The 21807-nt window shown below is 45.5% G+C and carries 16 protein-coding genes; 11 read left to right on the top strand and 5 right to left on the bottom strand.

The genetic code is table 11. The annotated features are described in order from the left end of the window. Positions 1-181: 181 nt before the first annotated feature. Positions 182-1699 carry an inorganic triphosphatase gene (locus AB4167_RS10415; RefSeq protein ID WP_102321462.1) on the top strand — a complete coding sequence of 506 codons (1518 nt, stop codon included), beginning with the start codon at positions 182-184 and terminating at the stop codon, positions 1697-1699. Positions 1700-1750: 51 nt separating this feature from the next. Here AB4167_RS10415 and AB4167_RS10410 read toward each other — a convergent pair whose 3' ends face one another. Then, complete coding sequence (locus AB4167_RS10410) at positions 1751-2500, bottom strand: potassium channel family protein (protein ID WP_102321461.1); 750 nt, start codon at positions 2498-2500, stop codon at positions 1751-1753. A 97-nt stretch (positions 2501-2597) separates the two neighbouring features. Between AB4167_RS10410 and AB4167_RS10405 the strand changes: the two genes are divergently transcribed. From AB4167_RS10405 to hldE, 3 genes are all read left to right on the top strand, one after another. Then, positions 2598-3854 carry a methyl-accepting chemotaxis protein gene (locus AB4167_RS10405; protein WP_102321460.1) on the top strand — a complete coding sequence of 419 codons (1257 nt, stop codon included), beginning with the start codon at positions 2598-2600 and terminating at the stop codon, positions 3852-3854. A 225-nt stretch (positions 3855-4079) separates the two neighbouring features. Further along, on the top strand, positions 4080-6929 hold the full coding sequence (gene glnE / locus AB4167_RS10400) for a bifunctional [glutamate--ammonia ligase]-adenylyl-L-tyrosine phosphorylase/[glutamate--ammonia-ligase] adenylyltransferase (RefSeq protein ID WP_372136492.1): 2850 nt from the start codon (positions 4080-4082) through the stop codon (positions 6927-6929). A gap of 121 nt (positions 6930-7050) precedes the next feature. Next, positions 7051-8481 (top strand): bifunctional D-glycero-beta-D-manno-heptose-7-phosphate kinase/D-glycero-beta-D-manno-heptose 1-phosphate adenylyltransferase HldE, encoded by a 1431-nt coding sequence (gene hldE / locus AB4167_RS10395; protein WP_017061423.1) that lies wholly within the window; start codon positions 7051-7053, stop codon positions 8479-8481. A gap of 129 nt (positions 8482-8610) precedes the next feature. Here hldE and tolC read toward each other — a convergent pair whose 3' ends face one another. Then, positions 8611-9930, bottom strand: coding sequence for an outer membrane channel protein TolC (gene tolC, locus AB4167_RS10390; RefSeq protein ID WP_136982227.1), 1320 nt, complete (start codon positions 9928-9930; stop codon positions 8611-8613). A gap of 227 nt (positions 9931-10157) precedes the next feature. Here tolC and nudF point away from each other — a divergent pair, with 227 nt between their 5' ends. The 6 genes from nudF (at position 10158) to parC (ending at position 17119) form a co-directional block, all read left to right on the top strand. Continuing rightward, the gene (nudF, locus tag AB4167_RS10385; RefSeq protein ID WP_372136491.1) at positions 10158-10787 is read left to right on the top strand and encodes an ADP-ribose diphosphatase; all 630 of its coding nucleotides are present in this window, start codon (positions 10158-10160) and stop codon (positions 10785-10787) included. Between the two features lie 4 nt (positions 10788-10791). Further along, a complete protein-coding gene (locus AB4167_RS10380; RefSeq protein ID WP_008222561.1) occupies positions 10792-11232 on the top strand; it encodes a DUF1249 family protein in 441 nt (146 codons plus the stop codon). Positions 11233-11291: 59 nt separating this feature from the next. After that, entirely contained in the window at positions 11292-12116 is an 825-nt protein-coding gene (gene cpdA / locus AB4167_RS10375) for a 3',5'-cyclic-AMP phosphodiesterase (protein WP_017061426.1), read from the top strand. Positions 12117-12131: 15 nt separating this feature from the next. Further along, positions 12132-12737 (top strand): esterase YqiA, encoded by a 606-nt coding sequence (gene yqiA, locus AB4167_RS10370; protein ID WP_017061427.1) that lies wholly within the window; start codon positions 12132-12134, stop codon positions 12735-12737. 239 nt (positions 12738-12976) lie between these two features. Continuing rightward, positions 12977-14857, top strand: a complete 1881-nt coding sequence (parE, locus tag AB4167_RS10365; protein WP_017061428.1) for a DNA topoisomerase IV subunit B — start codon at positions 12977-12979, stop codon at positions 14855-14857. 3 nt (positions 14858-14860) lie between these two features. Then, positions 14861-17119: a DNA topoisomerase IV subunit A gene (gene parC, locus AB4167_RS10360; protein ID WP_017067236.1), complete on the top strand. Its 2259-nt coding sequence runs from the start codon at positions 14861-14863 to the stop codon at positions 17117-17119. A gap of 102 nt (positions 17120-17221) precedes the next feature. Here parC and degS read toward each other — a convergent pair whose 3' ends face one another. The 3 genes from degS to zapG all read right to left on the bottom strand — a co-directional run bounded on the left by degS (position 17222) and on the right by zapG (position 20382). Next, a complete protein-coding gene (gene degS, locus AB4167_RS10355; protein ID WP_171732331.1) occupies positions 17222-18286 on the bottom strand; it encodes an outer membrane-stress sensor serine endopeptidase DegS in 1065 nt (354 codons plus the stop codon). Positions 18287-18444: 158 nt separating this feature from the next. Beyond that, positions 18445-19800 carry a Do family serine endopeptidase gene (locus tag AB4167_RS10350; RefSeq protein WP_372136500.1) on the bottom strand — a complete coding sequence of 452 codons (1356 nt, stop codon included), beginning with the start codon at positions 19798-19800 and terminating at the stop codon, positions 18445-18447. Between the two features lie 126 nt (positions 19801-19926). Next, complete coding sequence (gene zapG / locus AB4167_RS10345) at positions 19927-20382, bottom strand: Z-ring associated protein ZapG (RefSeq protein ID WP_017061432.1); 456 nt, start codon at positions 20380-20382, stop codon at positions 19927-19929. A 219-nt stretch (positions 20383-20601) separates the two neighbouring features. On the opposite strand from zapG, the gene zapE reads away from it, so the two are divergent. Beyond that, positions 20602-21705, top strand: a complete 1104-nt coding sequence (zapE, locus tag AB4167_RS10340; protein ID WP_136982229.1) for a cell division protein ZapE — start codon at positions 20602-20604, stop codon at positions 21703-21705. The last annotated feature ends 102 nt before the right edge of the window (positions 21706-21807 follow it).

The raw sequence follows: 21807 nt of genomic DNA, 5'->3' as shown, positions 1-21807 counted from the left end.
CTTAAAACAACATACACCATATTCATGGTGAAATGTTAAGCGATGGCTACAAAGTCGCGCATGTTAACCTAATCAATCTCTCATTAAAACTGTTTTAGATCATCATAAGGGCGATATTTCTGACTTGCCGACTTTTCAAATTGGCAATATCCTGTCCCTATCTTCACAGAAAGGTATAACTATGGAAACCGAGATAGAACTGAAGTTTTTTGTTTCTCCTGAATTTTCAGAGACTTTACGCAATAAAATTGCTGAAACTAAAGTACTTCAGCACAGTTGTCGTGAGCTAGGTAACATCTACTTTGACACCGCTGACAACTGGCTACGTAAGCACGATACAGGCTTACGCATTCGACGCTTTGATGACGTATTTGTACAAACCGTAAAGACTGCTGGTCGTGTGGTTGCTGGCCTGCATCAAAGGCCTGAATACAATGCAGAACACGACAGCAACGAACCTAAGCTAGCCCTGCACCCAGAGGATATCTGGCCAACAGGTAAAGACATCGAAACGTTGCAAGCTGAGCTGACTCCTCTGTTCTCTACCAACTTCACGCGTGAGCAGTGGTTGATTGGTATGCCTGATGGTAGCCAAGTCGAGGTCGCATTCGATCAAGGCTTTGTTGAATCAGGCGACCTGCAAGAACCGATTTGCGAAGTCGAATTGGAACTTAAATCCGGTCAAACGGATGCGCTATTTACATTGTCTCGCCAATTCTGCGAACAAGGTGGCATGCGTTTGGGTAACCTAAGTAAAGCAGCTAAGGGTTACCGTCTTGCTCAAGGTTATCAAGGAGATGAAGTCACTCCTTTGACCTTAGTTGATACTGACAAAAGTGATACCGTTGAATCGTGTTTTATTCAATCTTTAGAGCATGCTCTCGCTCATTGGCATTATCACGAGCAGATTTTCACAGAGCGTCAATCGATTGAAGCTTTGCATGAGATCAGTCACTCGCTGAGTTTTATTCGCCAAACTTTCACTATCTATGGCGGCATTGTCCCTAGACGAGCAAGTGCGATTTTACGTCAAGAGTTGAAGTGGCTTGAGCAAGAGCTCGACTGGCTGAAAAGCTATGATCACTTCGAAGATTTGCTCGAAGATAAAGGCCACGTGCTGCGTAAGCTCGATGCACGTAAGTTCTTGGTCGCTGAGCTTAAAGAGATGCAAGAGCAACTGCCAGATCGTGAAGACCTGCTGACCTTGCTGAGTTCTGCTCGATACACCGGTTTATTATTAGATCTGAGCCGTTGGATCTTGTCTCGTGGCTGGCAACCTTTCTTAGATGAAAAAGCACGTGAGCAAATGGCTCGTGGTATCGAATGGTTTTCCGTGCAGCAACTTGATCGTACATGGGCCGATTTGATGGAAGCTTTCCCGCCAGAGCGAGTGATGACTAGCCAAGCGTATATTGATCAGCAATACCGTTTGATGCGTAATCTGTATTCTGGCGTTGGTTTCGCGAGTTTGTATGATGACGATGAACGAAACAGCTTCCGCTTGCCATGGGCCGATATGGTGCAAGGCATTGATGACTTGCTGGCACTTAAAACATTAGAGCCTTTGACTGAGAAGCTGGAAGGCGATGAGAAGCTTCAGCTAGAGCGTTGGTTGGCTCGCCAAGAAGTGTCTATTCTGCATGCGATGGAACAGACACGCCAAATCAGTGTTGAGGTTGAGCCATACTGGCAAGACTAAACTCGATACCTGTATCAATAGAAGTATGAATTTGAAAATAGGGCTCGGGCCCTATTTTTTTGTTTGTTGCTCAAGTTTTTCGAGTCGCTCTAAGATTTTCTGTTGCTGCTCGATGATCTTCTCAAGGTGTTTCTCTTTGTTTTCCGCTCGTTGATTCTCATGATGAGTTGGGGAGGTGATCAAAGAAGTAATCAAGCCTGAAATCATACCAAACACACCGACACCACAGATGATCACCATTGAAGCCACTAACTGACCGGAAGTTGTCACTGGGTAATGGTCGCCATAACCCACAGTACTGATGGTCACAAACGCCCACCATAAAGCATCATGACCTGTAGTGATGTTGGCGTTCGGATCTTTGTGTTCCAATAGCAGGATCGTGCCAGCACCGATAGTCAGTAAGATCACCAAAAGCAGAATGATGGAAGCGAAAGTGGTCTCTTTCCTATTACGAAATAACTCTCTGAAAATACGTTTACTTGAACGCAGAACTAAGATGACTCGCAGAATTTGAAAAATACGGGCGAAACGAAGAGGCTCGATCATTGGGATACTTGCTAAGAAATCGATCCAGTGTACTTTTAGAAATTCTTTTTTGTTTTGTGATCTAAATAGATCAATTGTGAGCTGAAAAAGAAAAACACTACAGATTATAAAATCGAGGCCGATAAGGACTTGTTTCGATTCTTTATCGATCGGTACGAACAATAAGCCTGAGATCACAAATAACGCTAAGAAAGAGAGAATCAGTGACAATAAGCTCATCGGCTTGGTGGCGTCTTTGGTATTATTCAACATTCATACGAGGCTCAAAATAAATCGCGAACTTTGACTGACATAGCCACCTCGCGGATATAGAAGCCATCAATATATAAGAATTAATGGAGAACTGACAATGACTAAACTGTCATTCAAGCCGTGGGAAAGGGTAATCTCTGACGTTCGTCTCGTTCCAAAAATGGTCATGTTGATGATATTCAGCACTATCTTGATCATTTCGAAGCAGCTATGGGACGCAAGTACGTTTTACGATTCATTGCTTGCTGTAACGAACAATGCGCAAGTCGCACAACAGCATTACGAGACTTACCTAGTTCAAGTGGCTTGGCAAACAGCCTTGATGATCATTGTGTTTGTGGTTCTTCTGTTAGCAGCGGCGCGCGTTATGCTGCGCCAGACTCAATACCTTAATGACGCCATTAAAACCATGGCAGATAAGAACTTTTCAGTGCCGATTCAAATGGACTGTAAAGATGAATACGGCGATGTGGCACGCGAACTTGAAAAAACTCGCGTCCAACTGAACGACATGATCAAAACTCAGGTGGCCTCTTCTGATGAGCTGTTTGCTCTGACGGAAGTGATGACCATCAGCATGTCTGAAACCAAAGAGTCAGCTCAAGAAGAGTTCAACGAGATCGATCAACTGGCAACAGCAATGAGTGAGATGACGTCGACGGTGCAAACTGTCGCTGAGCATGCACAAAGCGCTTCGTCATTGACTGAACAGGCATCAGGCCAAGCTCTTACTGGTCAGAAGTTCGTTCAAGGATCAGTGTCTAAGATGAGTGAGCTATCTTCAGATATCGCAGCATCTGCAGCAGCGGTAAACCAAGTAGAAGAACGCGTTGACTCAATTGGCAGTGTGGTTGGTACTATCCAAGGCATTTCAGAACAGACAAACCTACTAGCATTGAACGCTGCAATTGAAGCGGCACGTGCCGGTGAAGCGGGTCGTGGTTTTGCGGTTGTTGCTGATGAGGTTCGTAACCTTGCACAGCGCACTCAGCAAGCGACGGTAGAGATTCAAGACATGATCAGTCATCTACAAAGCAGCGCTAACTCTGCGGTAGAACTGATGGAGAAGAGTGTTGTTGAAGCGGCTGAAGGTGTTGATCTGGTGACTAACGCGGGAAGTGAGCTTGACGGCATTGTAAGCCAAGTCAATCAAATCAATGATATGAACTTCCAGATCGCGACCGCTGCAGGCCAACAGAGCAGTGTTGCTGAAGAGATGAGCGTCAACCTGACCAATGTACGCGAGCTTGTTGAAGCTTCAGTTGTGGTGGTTGGTGAACTGCTCGAGACCTCTCAGCTTATGGAAAGTAACGCGCAAGAACTCGACGGTAAGATTAAGCAATTTAAGGTTTAGTCCTCAGCACCCAATCTTCATCCGTCAAAGGCTAATTCCCAGAGACTGTTTCTCGGTTGTAAGCTCAACCAGATAAGTTAATCGATAAAACGCCCACATTGCTAATGTGGGCGTTTTTTATTGGCGTAACTTTGGTATAACTTATCTTTAGTTATGAAAACTCGTTATTGAAGAACTGAATCGATAAACCGATTGTTCGGCGCGCAGCTTATACAAGGAAGAAACATGCCATTGCCTTCTCAACTCATCACTCACTCCCAGTCTGCTTTTGAGCAATTATTAGAGCATCAAAGTGAAGCCATCAATACTTGGTCTGAGCCACTGACTGAAGATCTTAAACGTGTACTCGGTTTAAGCTGTTTTATTGGTGATTGCCTGCAGCGTGATACGGTTTTATGTGGTGACTTACCTAATATGTTGGCATGCGAAGAACGCGCTGAAGGATACCGAGAACGCTTGGCTGAATTACTTTCTAGTTGCACCGATGAAATGAGCGGTCAGCGCGTGCTGCGTCAATTCCGAAATCGAGAAATGACCTACATTGCTTGGCGTGATTTTATGGGTTCGTGGGAGCTAGAGCAGAGCCTAAATCATCTATCGATGTTGGCTGAGGCGATGATCTTCGAAACCTACCAATGGCAGTACGATATTTGTTGTAAAGAGTGGGGCACACCTTGTAATGAACAAGGCGAAGCACAGCCGATGTTGATCATTGGTATGGGCAAGCTAGGGGGCGGTGAGCTTAACTTCTCTTCCGATATCGATCTGATCTTCACCTACCCAGAGAATGGTGAAACCCAAGGTGCAAGACGCAGCATTGCCAATGCGCAGTTCTTTACACGTCTCGGGCAACGTATTATTAAGGCGCTTGATCAGCAAACCTTCGATGGATTCTGTTATCGAGTAGACATGCGCCTGCGTCCATTCGGTGAGAGTGGTCCACTGGTCATGAGTTACGCTGCGCTAGAAGATTACTATCAAGAACAAGGTCGCGATTGGGAACGCTACGCTATGGTCAAAGCGCGTGTGATGGGCAGTGAGATGTACCCTGAGTATCAAGAGCTTCGCCAAATGCTACGCCCGTTTGTGTTCCGCCGTTATATTGATTTTAGTGCGATTCAATCTCTGCGCCGAATGAAGTCTATGATCAGCAGCGAAGTGCGTCGTCGTGGTCTCTCGAACAACATCAAGCTTGGCTCTGGTGGTATTCGTGAAGTTGAGTTTATCGCACAAGTCTTCCAATTGATTCGTGGTGGACGCGAGCCTAGCTTACGCGGTCGAGGGTTACTCGAAACCTTAAGTGCGATTGAATCCCTTCATCTGCTAGAGTCTGAAGAGGTGGGGCACCTACGTGAAGCTTATCTGTTTTTGCGTCGCCTTGAGAACCTGTTACAAGCCATGGCTGATAAGCAAACTCAAACCTTACCTGACGGTGAATTCGAACAACTGCAGCTTGCGGTTGCCATGCAATTTTCCGATTGGGATAGCTTGATTGTGGCAACTCGCGCCCATATGGCGAATGTACATACCGTGTTCGAAGACCTAATTGGCGTTGATGAAGATGACGCTAATCCGATCGCGAGCCACTTTAGCGAGTTGTGGGATATGGCCCATAAACCCGATGTAATTGAGCACGTGTTGGAACACGACATTGCGGTCGCGAGCCCGCCTGATGCGGCGAAAACGATCATTCAGTTTAAAGCCGATTTGGCTAAAAAGACTCTTGGCCCTCGTGGGCGGGAAGTCCTCAATCGACTGATGCCGAAAGTGTTTCAAGTGCTGTACACCGCTAAGGATGCCGAGTTTGGTTTGTCGCGAGTACTGCATCTGCTGCATAAAATCGTTACGCGTACCACTTACCTTGAACTACTAGATGAACACCCTGCCGCGTTGACTCAGCTAGTTCGCCTGTGTACGGCAAGCCCGATGATTTCGGAGCAGTTGGGTCGTTATCCAATTCTGTTAGATGAACTTATCGACCCTCAGCAACTCTACAATCCCGTGCCTTTAGAGTCTTACAAGACCGAGTTGCGTGATTATCTAGCCCGTATCCCTGAAGATGATATGGAGCAACAGATGGAAGGTCTGCGTCAGTTTAAGCAGACCTGTATATTGAGAATTGCAGCCGCGGATATTGCGGGTGCTCTACCTGTCATGAAGGTCAGTGATCACCTGACCTACTTAGCAGAAGCCATTGTGGAGGCGGGTGTCAATCAAGCTTGGTTACAAGTATCCGCCAAGTTTGGTGAACCGACCCATGTTAAAGATCGCGAAGGTCGCGGTTTTGCTGTCGTTGGTTATGGCAAAGTCGGTGGTTGGGAGCTTGGTTATAACTCCGATCTCGATATCGTGTTCATGCACGACTGCCCGGTACACATCTATACTGATGGAAAGAAAGAGATCGATGGACGCCAATTCTACTTAAGATTAGCGCAGCGTATTATTCATATTTTCTCGACCAGAACTGCTTCTGGCATTTTGTACGAAGTCGATACTCGCCTACGCCCTTCTGGTGCATCTGGTCTATTGGTGAGTCCAACCGATGCCTTTGACGAGTATCAGCACAATGACGCGTGGACATGGGAGCACCAGGCCCTCACTCGTGCTCGTATGATTTACGGTGATGACTTATTGGTATCTGCGTTTAACAAAACTAGGCATGAGGTTTTGTGCTTGCCACGAGATGAGGCAACACTCAAAAAGTCAGTTGTGGATATGCGTGAAAAAATGCGTGGCCATTTAGGCGGTAAAAAAGCCGATCGATTCATGCTTAAACAAGATGCGGGCGGTATTACTGATATTGAGTTCTTGGCGCAATACTTAGTGCTTAGATACAGCAATGAGAAGCCAAAGCTTACTCGTTGGTGTGACAATGTGAGAATCTTTGAAAGCTTGTTGTCGCAAGGGATAATGGACGAGCAACAAGGTATGGCATTGACCAATGCGTACACCACATTAAGGGATGAAATCCACCACCGGAATCTACTTAACCTTGATGCGGATGTGGCGATTGAGAAGTTTGAGATGGAAAGAGAACATGTTGTTCAAGCATGGAAGCAATGGATGGAAGCTTAACCAAGTCATAACGTAGTGACTGATGTGTCTATCTTGATAGGCTTTTACTCATTTATCTATAGTTTAGCCACTGTAATCAGTGTGCTAGACTCTAGCCAGATTCGATTTTTGGAGATCCATAATGAAACCAATTCTACCTGACTACAGCCAATCAGGCGTTCTTGTTGTCGGTGACGTAATGCTTGACCGTTACTGGTATGGCCCAACTGGCCGTATTTCACCAGAAGCACCTGTACCCGTTGTAAAAGTAGAAAATAACGAAGAGCGTCCTGGTGGTGCAGCCAACGTAGCAATGAATATTGCTTCTCTTGGTGGCCATGCTCATATCGTTGGTTTGACCGGTAAAGATGAGCCTGCTGAGGTGTTAAAAAATACCTTAGGCGCACTAAAGGTTAAATGTGATTTCGTTGAGTTAGAAGATTACCCAACCATTACTAAACTGCGAGTGATGAGCCGTGGTCAGCAGCTAATTCGCCTTGATTTTGAAGATAAATTTGAGAATACGGATCCTGAGCTGGTTTTATCTCGTATGGAGCAAGCGCTTCCAAATGTGCGCTCGGTAATTCTATCTGATTACGCAAAAGGTGCGTTGGAGCACGTGCAGAGCTTTATCCAAAAAGCGCGCGCAGCAAAAGTTCCTGTGTTTATCGACCCGAAAGGCGCAGACTTTGAACGCTACCGTGGAGCAACGTTGCTTACACCAAACATGGCTGAGTTCGAGTTGGTGGCTGGCAAAGTAAAATCTGAAGAAGAAATGATCGAAAAAGGACTCGCACTGATCGAAGAGTTTGATTTTGAAGCATTGCTAGTGACTCGTAGTGAACATGGTATGACACTACTTCGCAAAGGTTTAGAACCATTCCATTTGCCGACTCAAGCGAAAGAAGTGTATGACGTGACGGGTGCAGGCGATACGGTTATCTCGGTACTGGCGGCTTCTGTTGCTGCTGGCAAGCCACTGGACGAGGCGTGTGCACTGGCGAACGCTGCTGCAGGTGTGGTAGTGGGTAAGCTTGGTACATCTACTCTATCTACGATTGAGCTAGCGGAAGCGATTCACGGTAGTCAAGACACAGACTACGGTGTTATCTCTGAAGCGGCACTGGTTGAAGCGGTGAAGCGTGCTCGTGCGAAAGGCGAGAAAGTGGTGATGACCAATGGCTGCTTTGATATTCTGCATGCTGGTCATGTTTCTTACATGAACCATGCGGCTGAGTTGGGCGATCGTTTGATCGTTGCGGTGAATACTGACGAATCAGTGAAACGCTTGAAAGGCCCTGGTCGCCCTGTGAACCCAACTGATCGTCGTATGGCGGTATTGGCTGGCTTAGGTGCAGTTGATTGGGTTGTGCCATTCTCTGAAGATACCCCTCAACGTTTAATCTCTGAGGTATTGCCAAGCATTCTTGTGAAAGGTGGTGATTACAAGCCTGAAGAGATTGCTGGTGGTGCGGAAGTGATTGCTGCTGGTGGTGAAGTGAAAGTACTTAACTTTGAAGATGGTTGCTCTACCACTGAAATCATTAAAGCGATTAAAGGTGGTCGAGGCTAACTCTTAGCCTTCCCGTTTTCTAGTCTCAAGGCTTAACTTTGAGCTAGGTTGAGAATTAGCTTTCAATAGATAATAAAAATGCCGCTCAATGAGCGGCATTTTTGTAGGGGTAACTTAAGTAATTAATAATTACTTACTTGCTACTTTTAGACCTGCGTTTACATCAACAATGTCTTGTTCGCTTAGCGTACCAACCGCTTGACGAAGCTGAAGTACACTTAGGATGTAGTTGTAACGAGCATCTGAAAGATTTTTGTTCGCATCGTATAGACGACGAGTCGAGTCTAGTACGTCAACGATAGTACGAGTACCTACATCAAAACCAGCTTCTGTTGCTTCTAAAGCAGACTGAGCAGAAACTACAGACTGTTCGTAAGCGCGTAGAGCACCGATCGAAGCACTGATGTTGTTGTTGAATGCACGTACGTCTTTTACAACGCTACGGTAAGTCGCTTCTAGATCTTCACTTGCTGCAACGTAGTTGTATTCAGCCTGTTTAGTCAAAGAAGTTGTGCTACCACCCGTGTATAGAGGTACAACTAAGTTCAAACCGATGTTTAGGTTATCAGAGTCGTAATCATTTGTGCTGTTAGAACTGTCGGTTTGTTCTGCAAGACCGTAGCTACCATCTAACGTTAAGCTTGGTAGGTGACCAGAGCTCGCTAGAGATATGTTATCTTTTGCTACGTCTTGAGAGATACGTGCAGCCAATAAGCTAAGGTTCTTTTGTTCTGCTTGTTCAACAAGTGCAACAGCAGACTCAGAAGATTTGCTTGCTGAGAAACGATCAGTATCTAGGATGCTTAGGTTAGAGTGTTCCTGACCTGTAATCTCACGTAGACCTTCGTAGCTATTTGTTAGGTCGTTCTCTGCAAGAACTTCATCAGCCAAAACGCCATCGTACTGAGCTTGTGCATCGTGTACATCGGTGATTGCTGAAAGACCCACTTCAAAACGTTGCTTAGTTTGTTCTAGTTGACGAGCAACCGCTGCTTTTTCTGCACGAACAAACTCTAGGTTATCTTGAGCTCTAAGTACTTCGAAGTATGCTGTTGCAACACGAAGGATCAAAGCTTGTTGTTCTGCCGCGTAAGCTGAATCAGATTGACGAGCAGTTTTCTCTGCCGTGTCTAGAGTGATCCAAGAAGAACGCTGGTAAAGCTCTTGACTGAAACCAATTCCAACACCCCATTGGTTGTTGTCATTACTTGCGTCTTTATAGTCACCACGATTAATGTCGTAGTTCGCAGTCAAATTGATTTGCGGTAACAAAGAGCTACGACTTGACGTTACTGCTTCAAAAGCGGCATCGCGCTGCGCTGCTGAACGAAGAAGTTGTGGATCGTTCTGTTTTGCTTGGTCGTAAACTTCAGCTAGCGTATCAGCAAAAGCTGACGAACTCAGGCTGCCAATTGCTGCACTGATAAATAGTGGAAGCAGTTTTTTCATTTTCCTATTCCTGCCTTTTATGGAATTTTCTTTAGAAGAGTTTAACCCAGTTTGGTGGTAATTTACTCGAAACTTTGCACTTTTTTACAGTTAACTGTCCACTTGTGCAATATTTATTTTTTAAAACTTAACTTTAATTATAAATTTTATATAAAAAGTTGAACCTTATCCTTGGTAGTTAACTCGGACAATGAGTAAACTATAAAGATCACTTAGTGAGGTACCAAATGCAACAGTATGACAATCAACGACATGAGTTTACTCCGCAAGATGTGGAAATAGTCTCAAAAGAGACGCTGTTTCGTGGTTTTTTCAAAATGGTCAAGTACACATTTAAACATAGACTATTTGAGGGAGGCTGGAGCCAACCAATAGAGCGTGAGATGTTTGAGCGTGGACATGCTGCCGCTTTGCTACCTTATGATCCTGTGCGTGACGAAGTTGTGATCGTCGAACAGATCCGTGTTGGTGCCCTAGAGCATGAGAACCCATGGCAATACGAAATTGTTGCTGGGATCATTGATACCGATGAATCACCACAAGATGTCGCTCGTCGTGAGGCGATGGAAGAAGCCGGAGTCGAAGTCGGATCTGTATTGCCTATTACTTCGTATTATCCTTCATCTGGTGGTTGCTCTGAAAAGCTCGACGTCTTTGTTGGCTGTGTTGATGCAACGACAGCCAAAGGGGTACACGGATTGGACTACGAAGGTGAAGACATTCGTGTACAAGTGATGAGTCGCGAAGCTGCTTATCAGTTGGTAAAAGATGGTGTATTTGAAAATGGAGCCACGATCATTGCGCTACAGTGGCTACAATTGAACTACCAAGAATTACAGTCAGACTGGATAGATTAACGTCATGCCAAATATCGCGGTCAAAAAACCGTATCATGTTGATCTTGCTGAATTGATGCGAGTTTACGAGACTAACTATGCCAAACTGAACGCTTTGTTACCGGTTGGGCATGAGGTTGGTGACGTTCGCTGTTACCAAGCCGTTAATATGGTGTATCAATTGACAGTGAATGAGGTCACAAAATACACCACATTAATAGATATATGTCAGAGTGATGCGATGCCAGTGTTTCCTTTGCCAAAAATGTCTGTCAGGCTATATCACGACGCTCGAGTTGCAGAAGTGTGCGCTAGCGGGGATTTTTCGCGAGTCAAAGCGAAATATGACTACCCCAACACTAAGCTTCTGCAAAAGGACGAGAAATTTCAATTGAATAAATTTCTTGGGGAATGGTTAACGTTTTGTTTAAAAACGGGTATCAGCCGAACCCCAATTGCCTTTTAATTGAGCCTATTTATCAACACTTTTAAAGTCTAAACAGTAACGTATCTGGATTTGTTATTTTGGAATTATCACACACTTCAAAATTTGATGAGAGCACTATTAAGCTTGTGCAGCTAACGGACACGCATTTATTTGCGCCGAGCAATGGCAGCTTATTAAGCATCAACACTCAAGATAGCTTTCGTGCTGTAGTCGATGGCATTGTTAGTCAGGGCTTTGACTATCAAGCGATTTTAGCAACCGGTGATATATCTCAAGATCACAGTGCTGAGTCGTACCAGAAATTTGAGTCAGGGATTCAGCCTTTGGAAAAGCCATGCTATTGGCTGCCAGGGAACCATGACTTTAAGCCTAATATGGGCAGTGTTTTACCATCACCACAAATACAGTGTGTTGAGCATGTCTTGCTAGGCGATAACTGGCAGATGGTGATGCTAGACTCGCAGGTGGTTGGTGTGCCTCATGGTCGCCTCAGCGATCAACAGCTTGACCTATTAGAACAGAAGCTGACGGAGTTCCCTGAACGTAATACCTTGGTTCTATTGCACCACCATCCATTGTTGGTTGGCAGCGCATGGTTAGATCAACATAACCTAAAAGACGCCGATCAATTTTGGGATGTGGTTCAACAGCACACCAATGTTAAAGCCGTACTGTGTGGTCACGTTCATCAAGACATGAACCGAGATCATCATGGTGTACAAGTCATGGCAACACCGTCGACTTGTGTGCAATTCAAACCTAACTCAGATGACTTCGCGGTTGATACTTTGTCTCCGGGCTGGAGAGAGATTGAATTACATCAAGACGGTACCGTTAGCACGCAAGTTCGTCGTCTGCCTCATGGGCAGTTCTTGCCTGACTTTAAGGCTGCTGGTTACTAATGAAGGCGGTTATTGATGCCAGGCTCTAATCAACAAGCTAATAAGCCATCGCTGCTTCTCTATATTCACGGATTTAACAGCTCATCACGTTCTCATAAAGCGAATGTGATGGCAGATTACTGTGCGGAGCATCGCGCTGATATTAAAGTCGTAACCCCTCAACTGCCGAGTTTCCCTCAACAAGCGGCACTTCATTTACAGCAGCTGGTGGAGCAATACAAAGAGCAATATCAAATAGCGTTGGTCGGTAGCTCTCTGGGTGGCTATCTTTCAACATGGCTGAATAGCCACTATGGTTTTAAAGCGGTGGTTGTAAACCCAGCAGTGAAGCCGTATGAGCTTCTTGCTGACTATTTAGGTGAACAAGTAAACCCATACACAGATGAACGATATGTACTGGAAACAAAACATATTGATGAACTGAAGGCGTTAGAGGTTTCGGCTATCGCTAAGCCGAGCGACTTCTGGTTACTTCAGCAAACGGAAGACGAAGTTCTGGATTACCGACAAGCGGTAGAGAAGTACCAAGGTGCAACACAGACAGTAGAAGAGGGCGGGGATCATAGCTTTGTTGATTTTGAACGCTACCCACAACAAATCATCACCTTTCTAAATCTTTAATCTGTTCCACTAACCAAGTGATTTTCTCTTGTTTGCCTGTTATTTCATCTATCAATGGTGAAATATCATAGTTTGATGTCTTAGTTTTTGAACTAGCTTGACATCATTACTCAGCTTCCAGACTATATTCCCCAATACTTCGCTCGTTCGCTCTACTATGACGGTTCATAGTAATGATTCTGCTTTAGTGAAACTGGAGCCAGCGAACTGACGCAAACTTTTTGAGTAAACTCCGTATTATGACTGAACAATATAATGCAAAAGACCTCGAGGTACTTGAAGGTCTCGACCCTGTGCGACACCGCCCGGGAATGTATACCGAGACAGAAAGACCTAACCACCTTGCCCAAGAAGTCATTGATAACTCGGTCGATGAAGCACTAGCGGGACACGCTAAGAAGATCAAAGTGGTACTTCATGCAGACCAATCGTTAGAAGTTACCGATGACGGCCGTGGTATGCCTGTCGATATCCACCCTGAAAAAGGGATCTCAGGTGTTGAGCTGATTTTAACTAAGCTCCACTCTGGCGGTAAATTCTCGAATAACAACTATAAGTTCTCTGGTGGTCTGCACGGTGTAGGTATCTCGGTTGTAAACGCGCTGTCAAAACGTGTTGAAGTGACCGTACGCCGAGAAGGTCAGGTTCACGAGATCGCACTTGAAGGCGGTCATGCAGTAACAGAGCTTACTGTGACGGGCACTTGTGGTCATCGTAACAGTGGTACATCAGTACATTTCTGGCCTGATCCTAAGTACTTCGATAGCCCTAAATTCTCGACACTTCGTCTGATTAACAACCTACGTGCAAAAGCAGTGCTTTGCCCAGGTTTAGAAATTACCTTTATCGACAAAGTCGGTGGTGAAGAGCATAAATGGTTCTATGAAGATGGTCTAAAAGACTACCTTGCCGAAGGCGTGAAAGGTTACACCTTGCTGCCTGAAGAACCGTATGTTGGCGAATTCGTTGCTGAAACAGAAATGGCAAACTGGGCGATCATCTGGCAGCCAGAAGGCGGCGACATGATCACCGAAAGTTACGTGAACTTAGTACCGACTAAACAAGGTGGTACACACGTAAACGGTCTTCGCCAAGGTCTTCTTGATGCAATGCGTGAGTTCTGTGAATTCCGTAATTTGCTGCCGCGTGGCGTTAAGCTAACGGGCGACGATATCTTCGATCGCTGTTCGTACGTACTGTCGGTGAAGATGCAAGATCCGCAGTTTGCTGGTCAAACAAAAGAGCGCTTGTCTTCACGTCAAACTGCTGCGTTTGTGTCTGGTGTGGTAAAAGATGCGTTTAGCCTGTGGTTGAACGAAAAGCCACAACTGGCAGAACAGCTAGCAGAAGCTTGTATTGCGAATGCCCACCGCCGTATGCGCGCAAGCAAAAAGGTTGTGCGTAAGAAAATCGCTTCAGGCCCAGCACTGCCGGGTAAGCTAACTGACTGTTCAGTTCAAGACTTAAGCCGTACCGAAATCTTCTTCGTGGAAGGGGACTCGGCGGGTGGTTCTGCTAAACAAGCACGTGATCGTGAGTTCCAAGCAGTTATGCCACTTCGCGGTAAGATCCTAAATACATGGGAAGTGTCAGCAGACCAAGTATTGGCTTCGCAAGAAGTGCACGACATCTCGGTGGCTCTAGGCATCGACCCGGACAACGATGATTTATCCGGCCTGCGTTACGGTAAGATCTGTATCCTTGCCGATGCGGACTCGGATGGTCTTCATATCGCGACACTGCTGTGTGCTTTGTTTACTCGCCATTTCCATGCATTAGTTGAAGCGGGTCATATCTATGTGGCAATGCCTCCTCTGTATCGTATCGATTGCGGTAAAGAAGTGTTCTACGCACTCGATGACGCAGAGAAAGACGGTGTGCTTGAGCGACTATCGCAGAAGAAAGCCAAGATCAACGTGCAACGATTCAAAGGTCTGGGTGAAATGAACCCACTTCAGTTGCGTGAAACCACCATGGATCCAAACACTCGTCGCCTTGTTCAGTTAACGATTGATGACAGCGAAGCGACCAACGAGATGATGGACATGCTGCTTGGTAAGAAACGTGCAGATGATCGCCGTACATGGCTACAGACTAACGGTGATATGGCCGAGGTATAATGGATGTCTAACGAAATTACATATGATGGCGTTGAACAGCTGCCAATGCGCAAGTTCACCGAAGATGCCTACTTAAATTACTCAATGTACGTGATCATGGATCGTGCATTGCCGTATATCGGTGATGGCTTGAAGCCAGTACAGCGTCGTATTATCTACGCGATGTCTGAGCTAGGCTTATCGGCTGCATCGAAATACAAAAAATCAGCACGTACCGTTGGTGACGTATTAGGTAAGTATCACCCACATGGTGACTCTGCTTGTTACGAAGCGATGGTATTGATGGCGCAGCCTTTCTCTTACCGCTACCCATTGGTCGATGGTCAAGGTAACTGGGGTGCTCCTGATGATCCGAAATCGTTCGCTGCGATGCGTTATACCGAAGCCAAATTATCTAAGTTTGCTGAGGTTCTTCTAGGTGAATTAGGTCAAGGCACTGTTGACTGGCAACCAAACTTTGATGGCACGATGAAAGAGCCTCAAATGTTGCCTGCTCGCCTACCTCACATCCTACTTAACGGTATCACTGGTATCGCGGTAGGTATGGCGACCGATATTCCACCACACAACGTGCGTGAAGTCGCGAATGCAGCCATTCACCTAATTGATACGCCTAAGTCTGAGCTTTCAGACGTGATGGGTTTCATTCAAGGTCCAGATTACCCGACTGAAGCTGAGATTATCTCCCCGAAATCGGACATCGAAAAGATCTACCGTACTGGACGTGGCAGCATCAAGATGCGCGCGGTTTGGCACAAGGAAGGCTCTGATATTGTTATCACGGCTTTACCTCATCAAGTGTCAGGTGCGAAGTTACTTGAGCAAATCGCTAACCAGATGCGCGCTAAGAAGCTGCCAATGGTTGACGACTTGCGAGATGAATCGGATCACGAGAACCCAACGCGTATCGTTGTCGTTCCTCGTTCGAATCGTATCGACTGTGACCAATTGATGAGTCACCTGTTCGCGTCGACGGATCTAGAGAAAAACTTCCGCGTTAACTTGAACATGATTGGTTTAGATAATCGTCCTCAAGTTAAAGGCTTAGTTCAAATCCTGAAAGAGTGGATCGAGTTCCGTCGCACAACGGTTCGCCGTCGTTTGCAGTACCGTTTAGATAAAGTACTGGCACGCTTGCACATCTTAGAAGGTTTGCTTGCTGCTTATCTTAATATCGATGAAGTGATTGAGATCATTCGTACAGAAGACGAACCATGTCCTGTCCTAATGAGCCGTTTCAACATTTCTGAAATTCAAGCCAATGCGATTCTTGATATTAAACTTCGTAACTTAGCTAAGTTAGAAGAGTTTAAAATCCGAGCGGAACAAGAAGAGCTTGAAGCTGAACGTGAGAAGCTTGAAAAGCTACTCGGTTCAGAGCGTCGCTTGAATACGCTGATCAAGAAAGAAATCCAAGCAGATGCGGATAAATACGGCGATGATCGTCGTTCACCTCTGATTGAGCGCGCTGAAGCGAAAGCGCTAACAGAGCGCGACTTAGTACCAAGCGAACCAATCACGGTTGTGTTGTCTGAGAAAGGTTGGATTCGTCATGCCAAGGGGCATGAAGTTGACGCTGAAGGTTTGAACTACAAATCGGGTGATAAATTCTTAGCGAGTGCTAAGGGTAAGAGTAACCAGCAAGCGGTGTTCCTCGGCAGTGATGGTCGAAGCTACTCCCTTGAGTCACATTCATTACCGTCGGCGCGAAGCCAAGGTGAGCCAATTACAGGCCGCTTGAACGTCAGCCCAGGTACTTCTATTCGCCAAGTGGTGATGGGAGAGAATGAACAATTATGGTTAGTCGGTTCTGATGCAGGTTATGGTTTTGTTTGTAAGGGTAGCGATCTGCTGTCCAAGAACAAGAGCGGTAAAGCCTTGGTTAACTTGCCACAAGCTTCTGAAGTGATGATGCCAAGCCCTATTGCTGACTTGGACAGTAATCAGATTCTGGCGATTACTAACCAAGGTCGTATGTTGTTGTTCCCGATTAAAGATCTCCCTCAGCTGAGCAAAGGTAAAGGCAACAAGATCATCAACATCCCTTCTGCGAAAGCAAAAGAGCGTGAAGAGTTTGTCTCACATCTTATGGCTATCCCAGAGAATGCGACGCTGACTATCTACGCCGGTAAACGTAAGCTTGGTTTGAAACCTGCGGATCTTGAAAACTTCCGTGGTGAACGTGGTCGTCGTGGTGGTCTACTGCCTAGAGGACTACAGCGAGTGACTCGCATCGATATCGAAGAGCAAAGTGAATCGTAGAGATACTTGAAACAATCTTTAGATAAAAGAAAACCCAGCCTATGAGCTGGGTTTTTTGTACTTGTGTATTAGCAGCTTGAATCATTGCTTACAGAGTTTGCTCTACAGGCGAGCATCTTCGGCGATGGTCACCTTTAAGGTTTTGCTTTCACCTTGGCGCAATATACCCACATCGATAACTGTACCAGGTCGCAGGTCGGTAACGATGTCCATTACACTCTGGCGACCATTTACTTGGTTATCGTTGATACTGACAATAATGTCTTGAGCTTCAAAACCCGCATCGGCAGCCGGACCATTAGGGTCTATCCCCAACACAACGATCCCGCCGATATTCTTAGTACCCAACATGCGTGAGGTGACTGAGTTGATGTCTTGTCCATCGATACCAATATAGCCACGAATCACACGACCATCGGCGATGATCTTTTCCATGATTTTATTAGCAAGCGGATAGGGGATAGCGAATGAGATCCCATAGGTTTCCATGTCGGTAGCTTGCTGGAAAGAGGCGGTATTGATACCGACTAGCTCACCTTGTGAGTTCACCAGTGCGCCACCTGAGTTACCTTCATTGATTGCCGCATCGGTCTGGATAAAGGCTTGATGGCCATCGGCACTGATCGAAGAACGGCCGGTTGCAGAGATGATACCAAAGGTTGTTGTTTGACCTAGGTTGTATGGGTTACCGATAGCCAGTACAACATCACCGACATTGGCTTTGTAATTAGGATTGAGTGGGATCACCGGTAGATTATCACCGCTGACTCTAAGTATCGCGATATCGGTGCGCTTGTCTGAACCGACAAGTTGCGCAGCTGCTACTCGGCCATCTTGAAGTGCCACAACTATTTGGTCTGCTTGAGCCACCACATGGAAGTTGGTAATGATGTAGCCTTTCTCGCTAACAATCACCCCAGAGCCCAAACCTTGTGTGAGCAGTTTGTTTCGATCGCTTTCAGCGTATTTACGGCTATAAATGTTAACCACTGCAGGCGCCGCGCGGCGAACTGCTTGGTTAAATGAAATCTGAAGAGAGCCAATATTATCGACTTTAGGGCTAGTGACGTCAGCGACAATCGCTGGTCTTAAGCTCGGGAAGGCGAGAAGAATAAGCGCCGCTGAAACGAGTCCAAGGGAAATAGAACGAAATAGAAAGGACAGCATGTTTCCCTCTTCAACAAGTAAGGTGTGAAGCCTCCATCAATGGATGACTGATTTGATTACAAGTGAAGCATAGCATTTTGATTGATCTAAAGAAAAGGGAGACTGAGTAAGTTTAAAGCAAACTTACTGAGCCTCCCTGTAATTGCGCTGACGTAAGACTATCGAATCACAAGATAGATAGTTCGGTCGCCTCGCTGGATATTAAGCGCCAGTACACCAGGTTGTTTTTCAAGAATCTCTCTAAACTCAGCAAGGTTCTTAACGGGCTGGCGGTTTACTCCGATGATGATGTCATCTTTCAGGAGTTGATAGGCTTCGGCTGGTGAACCTTGAGCAACATTCGATACCTTGACGCCCGTTGCAGAGTCACTCTCTGTTGTGTTGGTTAACTCAGCACCAGCTAGTCCTTCATGGAGCTTCTCAGCTTGTGTTTTATCATTGGTGGATTCACCAAGCGTCACATCAAAGGTTTTGCTCTTACCGTCACGAACCACACCCAGTTCAATCTGCTTACCAGCGCCGAGTGTTGCGACCTTAGCTCTTAACTCGCTGAAGGTATCAATGCGTTTGCCATTAATAGAGACAATAATATCGCCCGCTTTCAGTCCTGCTTTATCGGCTGCGCTGTCAGGGACGATTTGGCTAACAAAGGCGCCCTTGCTTGATTCATAACCGAGTGCTTCTGCCAATTCAGAGGTCACTTCTCCGCCTTGAACGCCAAGCATGCCGCGTTTTACTTCACCGAAGTCGAGAATTTGTTCTGTCAGGTTTGTCATCATATTAGAAGGGATTGCAAAGCCGATACCGACATTACCTCCGTTAGGGCCAAGAATGGCGGTGTTGATACCAATTAGCTCACCGTTAAGGTTCACTAGCGCACCACCAGAGTTGCCGCTGTTGATTGCTGCATCGGTTTGAATGAAGTTTTCAAAGTTTTCTAGATTCAGGCCGCTACGGCCGAGTGCAGAAACAATACCGGATGTCACGGTTTGCCCAAGTCCGAATGGGTTACCGATCGCGACACTAAAATCACCAACTCTTAGTTTGTCTGAGTCTGCGACTTTTATCTGGGTCAGGTTTTTGGCTTCTTCTAATTTTAGCAGTGCGATATCAGACATCTGGTCGCCGCCGATTAGCTCAGCATCGTACTCTCGACCATCATGCAGTTTTACTTTGATATCGTCCGCACCATTAATGACATGGTAATTGGTCACGATATGACCTTTCTCGGCGTCAATGATGACACCAGAGCCTAATCCGCGGAAGGGACGCTCTCGTGTTTGTTCTGGACCAAAAAAGAATTGAAATTGTTCAGGGATTTGCTGACGTTGTACCTGTTTGCCTTCTACGGCAATACTAACCACAGCGGGGGTCACTTGTTCAAGCATAGGAGCAAGGCTCGGTAATTGTTCATTACCCACACTTAATGGCAGTGCGGCTGTTGCTTTAATGGGGGTGATGATTGAACTTAAGCTTAAAGTTAGCACTGATAAAGCAAGCAAAGGTTTTTTCATCATAAACTCCTCTCTAGTTAAGGTCTTAACCCTCTTATACGTTTAATAAGTATGATAAGTTTCAAATGACCTGAGTGAAGGTTATGACTCAAAAACCTTTGTAAAGTTCACAGAAGTGTTAAATGTTTACGATGCTTTTGCTGTAACAACATCGGGAGCATTCATGATTTCTTTCTTCTGCTCTGTAAATAAACCGGTTGCGCCATTAGCGTAATCTTTCGGTTGTTCCTCAAGTGTCGCCTCTTTTACTGAAGGCTTCTCTTGTGGCTTGTCCGAATGGGCAGCGGCTGTTTTCACAAACGGGTTATCTTGCTCTGGCAGGTTAGGAATCAGCTCTGAGCTTGTTTTTTCCATGTGTTGGTACAGTTTTGTGTAGTCTTTACCTAATGTGTCCAACATTTCTGCTGATTTCGCAAAGTGATCAGCCAGCTCTTGTCGCTGCTGCTCAAGGGCAAACTTTGCGCTATCCAATTCTTTCTGTACGTTCTTTTGTTTTTTGTATTCAGGTGTCATGAGACGAGAAATAGCGACCCCTAAAATAACTCCGACTAGTAAACCGGCAACGGCATACATCCAAGGCATAACAGCTCCTTATTATTGTTTTTTAACATGTTTGTTACTGCTTAGTTACACGTGATACGGCTCCATGGTACTATGAGAAAGCCGCAGTATAAAGAGAAATGCGTGTGCGCTAGTTAGCAGTTTGATGCTGAATTATTCACCACATCACGTTATTCCTCGTACTGTTTGGGCTCATTTTTAGTTGTTGTCTGATATTGCTTTCATTGTGGAAATGTCGTCATGAATCCCATTAAAAAATACGAACAAGATATAAAAGAACATGGATTTCAAAGAGATCCAGCACAAGAGCAAGCCGTAAAATCTTTAGATGAACTCTTTCATCAATTTCAAGATTACATGAATACGCCCATTCCTCAACTGACTCGCTTCCAGAAATTACTAGGCAAAAAGCCAGAACTGCCACAACCACCGAAAGGTCTCTATTTTTGGGGTGGCGTAGGGCGAGGAAAAACGTACCTAATGGATACGTTCTATGATGCCTTACCGACCACTAAAAAAATGCGTGTTCACTTTCACCGCTTTATGTATCGAGTTCATGATGAGCTAAAGGCGCTAGGTAATGTGAGTGATCCATTGCCTTTAGTCGCAGACAAGTTGAAGGAAGAAGCGGACATTATCTGTTTCGACGAATTCTTTGTTTCAGACATCACCGATGCGATGATCCTAGGAACCTTGTTCCAAGAGTTATTCGCTCGAAACGCTATCTTGGTTGCGACCTCTAATATTCCACCTGCGGATCTGTATCGCAACGGGTTACAGCGAGCGCGTTTCTTACCTGCCATCAAGCTCATTCAAGACAACTGTCATATCCTTAATGTCGATAGTGGTATTGACTATCGTCTACGTACCTTAGAACAGGCTGAGATTTACCATTACCCGCTAGATAGCCAAGCGAATATTAATCTCGAAAAGTATTACGCTCAGCTCGTTGGTGAAGATAAAGAGAAGCTTAAGCAGATAGAGGTTAACCACCGTCAATTAGATGTAGTCGAAGCGAGTGATGGCGTACTGCATGGTACCTTTGCTCAGCTTTGTCAGTCGGCTCGTAGCCAGAACGACTATATTGAGTTGTCTCGGGTTTATCACACAGTTCTATTGGCGGATGTATTGCAAATGGGCGCGACTTCAGATGACGCTGCGAGGCGCTTCATTGCATTAGTTGATGAGTTCTACGAGCGCAATGTGAAGCTGATTATTTCAGCGGAAGTGGAGCTAGAAAAGCTATACACCCATGGTCAGCTAGATTTTGAATTTAAACGTTGTCAGTCGCGTTTAATTGAAATGCAGAGCCATGAATATTTGGCAAAAGAACACTTAAGTTAGCTTTGATTATCTCGAATAAGAAATAGAATTAAAAAAATCGTGATTTTGTTCAAAAAGAGGTGATTTTTTCTTCGCTCTTCTCTATAATCCTGCGACCTACCG

It is taken from the genome of Vibrio sp. 10N.286.49.E11 (assembly GCF_041469505.1).
Classification (GTDB): Bacteria; Pseudomonadota; Gammaproteobacteria; order Enterobacterales; family Vibrionaceae; genus Vibrio; species Vibrio crassostreae_C.
The sequence above is the reverse complement of the archived record's forward strand: the minus strand, read 5'-3'. Positions and strand labels throughout refer to the sequence as shown.

Excerpts from the sequence above, each read along its gene's own strand:
- degS (WP_171732331.1), bottom strand. The coding sequence starts at position 18,286 with ATGCTGTCCTTTCTATTTCGTTCTATTTCCCTTGGACTCGTTTCAGCG.
- AB4167_RS10415 (WP_102321462.1), top strand. The coding sequence starts at position 182 with ATGGAAACCGAGATAGAACTGAAGTTTTTTGTTTCTCCTGAATTTTCA.
- AB4167_RS10380 (WP_008222561.1), top strand. The coding sequence starts at position 10,792 with ATGCCAAATATCGCGGTCAAAAAACCGTATCATGTTGATCTTGCTGAA.
- zapG (WP_017061432.1), bottom strand. The coding sequence starts at position 20,382 with ATGCCTTGGATGTATGCCGTTGCCGGTTTACTAGTCGGAGTTATTTTA.
- AB4167_RS10410 (WP_102321461.1), bottom strand. The coding sequence starts at position 2,500 with ATGTTGAATAATACCAAAGACGCCACCAAGCCGATGAGCTTATTGTCA.
- parC (WP_017067236.1), top strand. The coding sequence starts at position 14,861 with ATGTCTAACGAAATTACATATGATGGCGTTGAACAGCTGCCAATGCGC.
- glnE (WP_372136492.1), top strand. The coding sequence starts at position 4,080 with ATGCCATTGCCTTCTCAACTCATCACTCACTCCCAGTCTGCTTTTGAG.
- AB4167_RS10350 (WP_372136500.1), bottom strand. The coding sequence starts at position 19,800 with ATGAAAAAACCTTTGCTTGCTTTATCAGTGCTAACTTTAAGCTTAAGT.
- AB4167_RS10405 (WP_102321460.1), top strand. The coding sequence starts at position 2,598 with ATGACTAAACTGTCATTCAAGCCGTGGGAAAGGGTAATCTCTGACGTT.
- nudF (WP_372136491.1), top strand. The coding sequence starts at position 10,158 with ATGCAACAGTATGACAATCAACGACATGAGTTTACTCCGCAAGATGTG.
- tolC (WP_136982227.1), bottom strand. The coding sequence starts at position 9,930 with ATGAAAAAACTGCTTCCACTATTTATCAGTGCAGCAATTGGCAGCCTG.
- zapE (WP_136982229.1), top strand. The coding sequence starts at position 20,602 with ATGAATCCCATTAAAAAATACGAACAAGATATAAAAGAACATGGATTT.
- hldE (WP_017061423.1), top strand. The coding sequence starts at position 7,051 with ATGAAACCAATTCTACCTGACTACAGCCAATCAGGCGTTCTTGTTGTC.
- parE (WP_017061428.1), top strand. The coding sequence starts at position 12,977 with ATGACTGAACAATATAATGCAAAAGACCTCGAGGTACTTGAAGGTCTC.
- yqiA (WP_017061427.1), top strand. The coding sequence starts at position 12,132 with ATGCCAGGCTCTAATCAACAAGCTAATAAGCCATCGCTGCTTCTCTAT.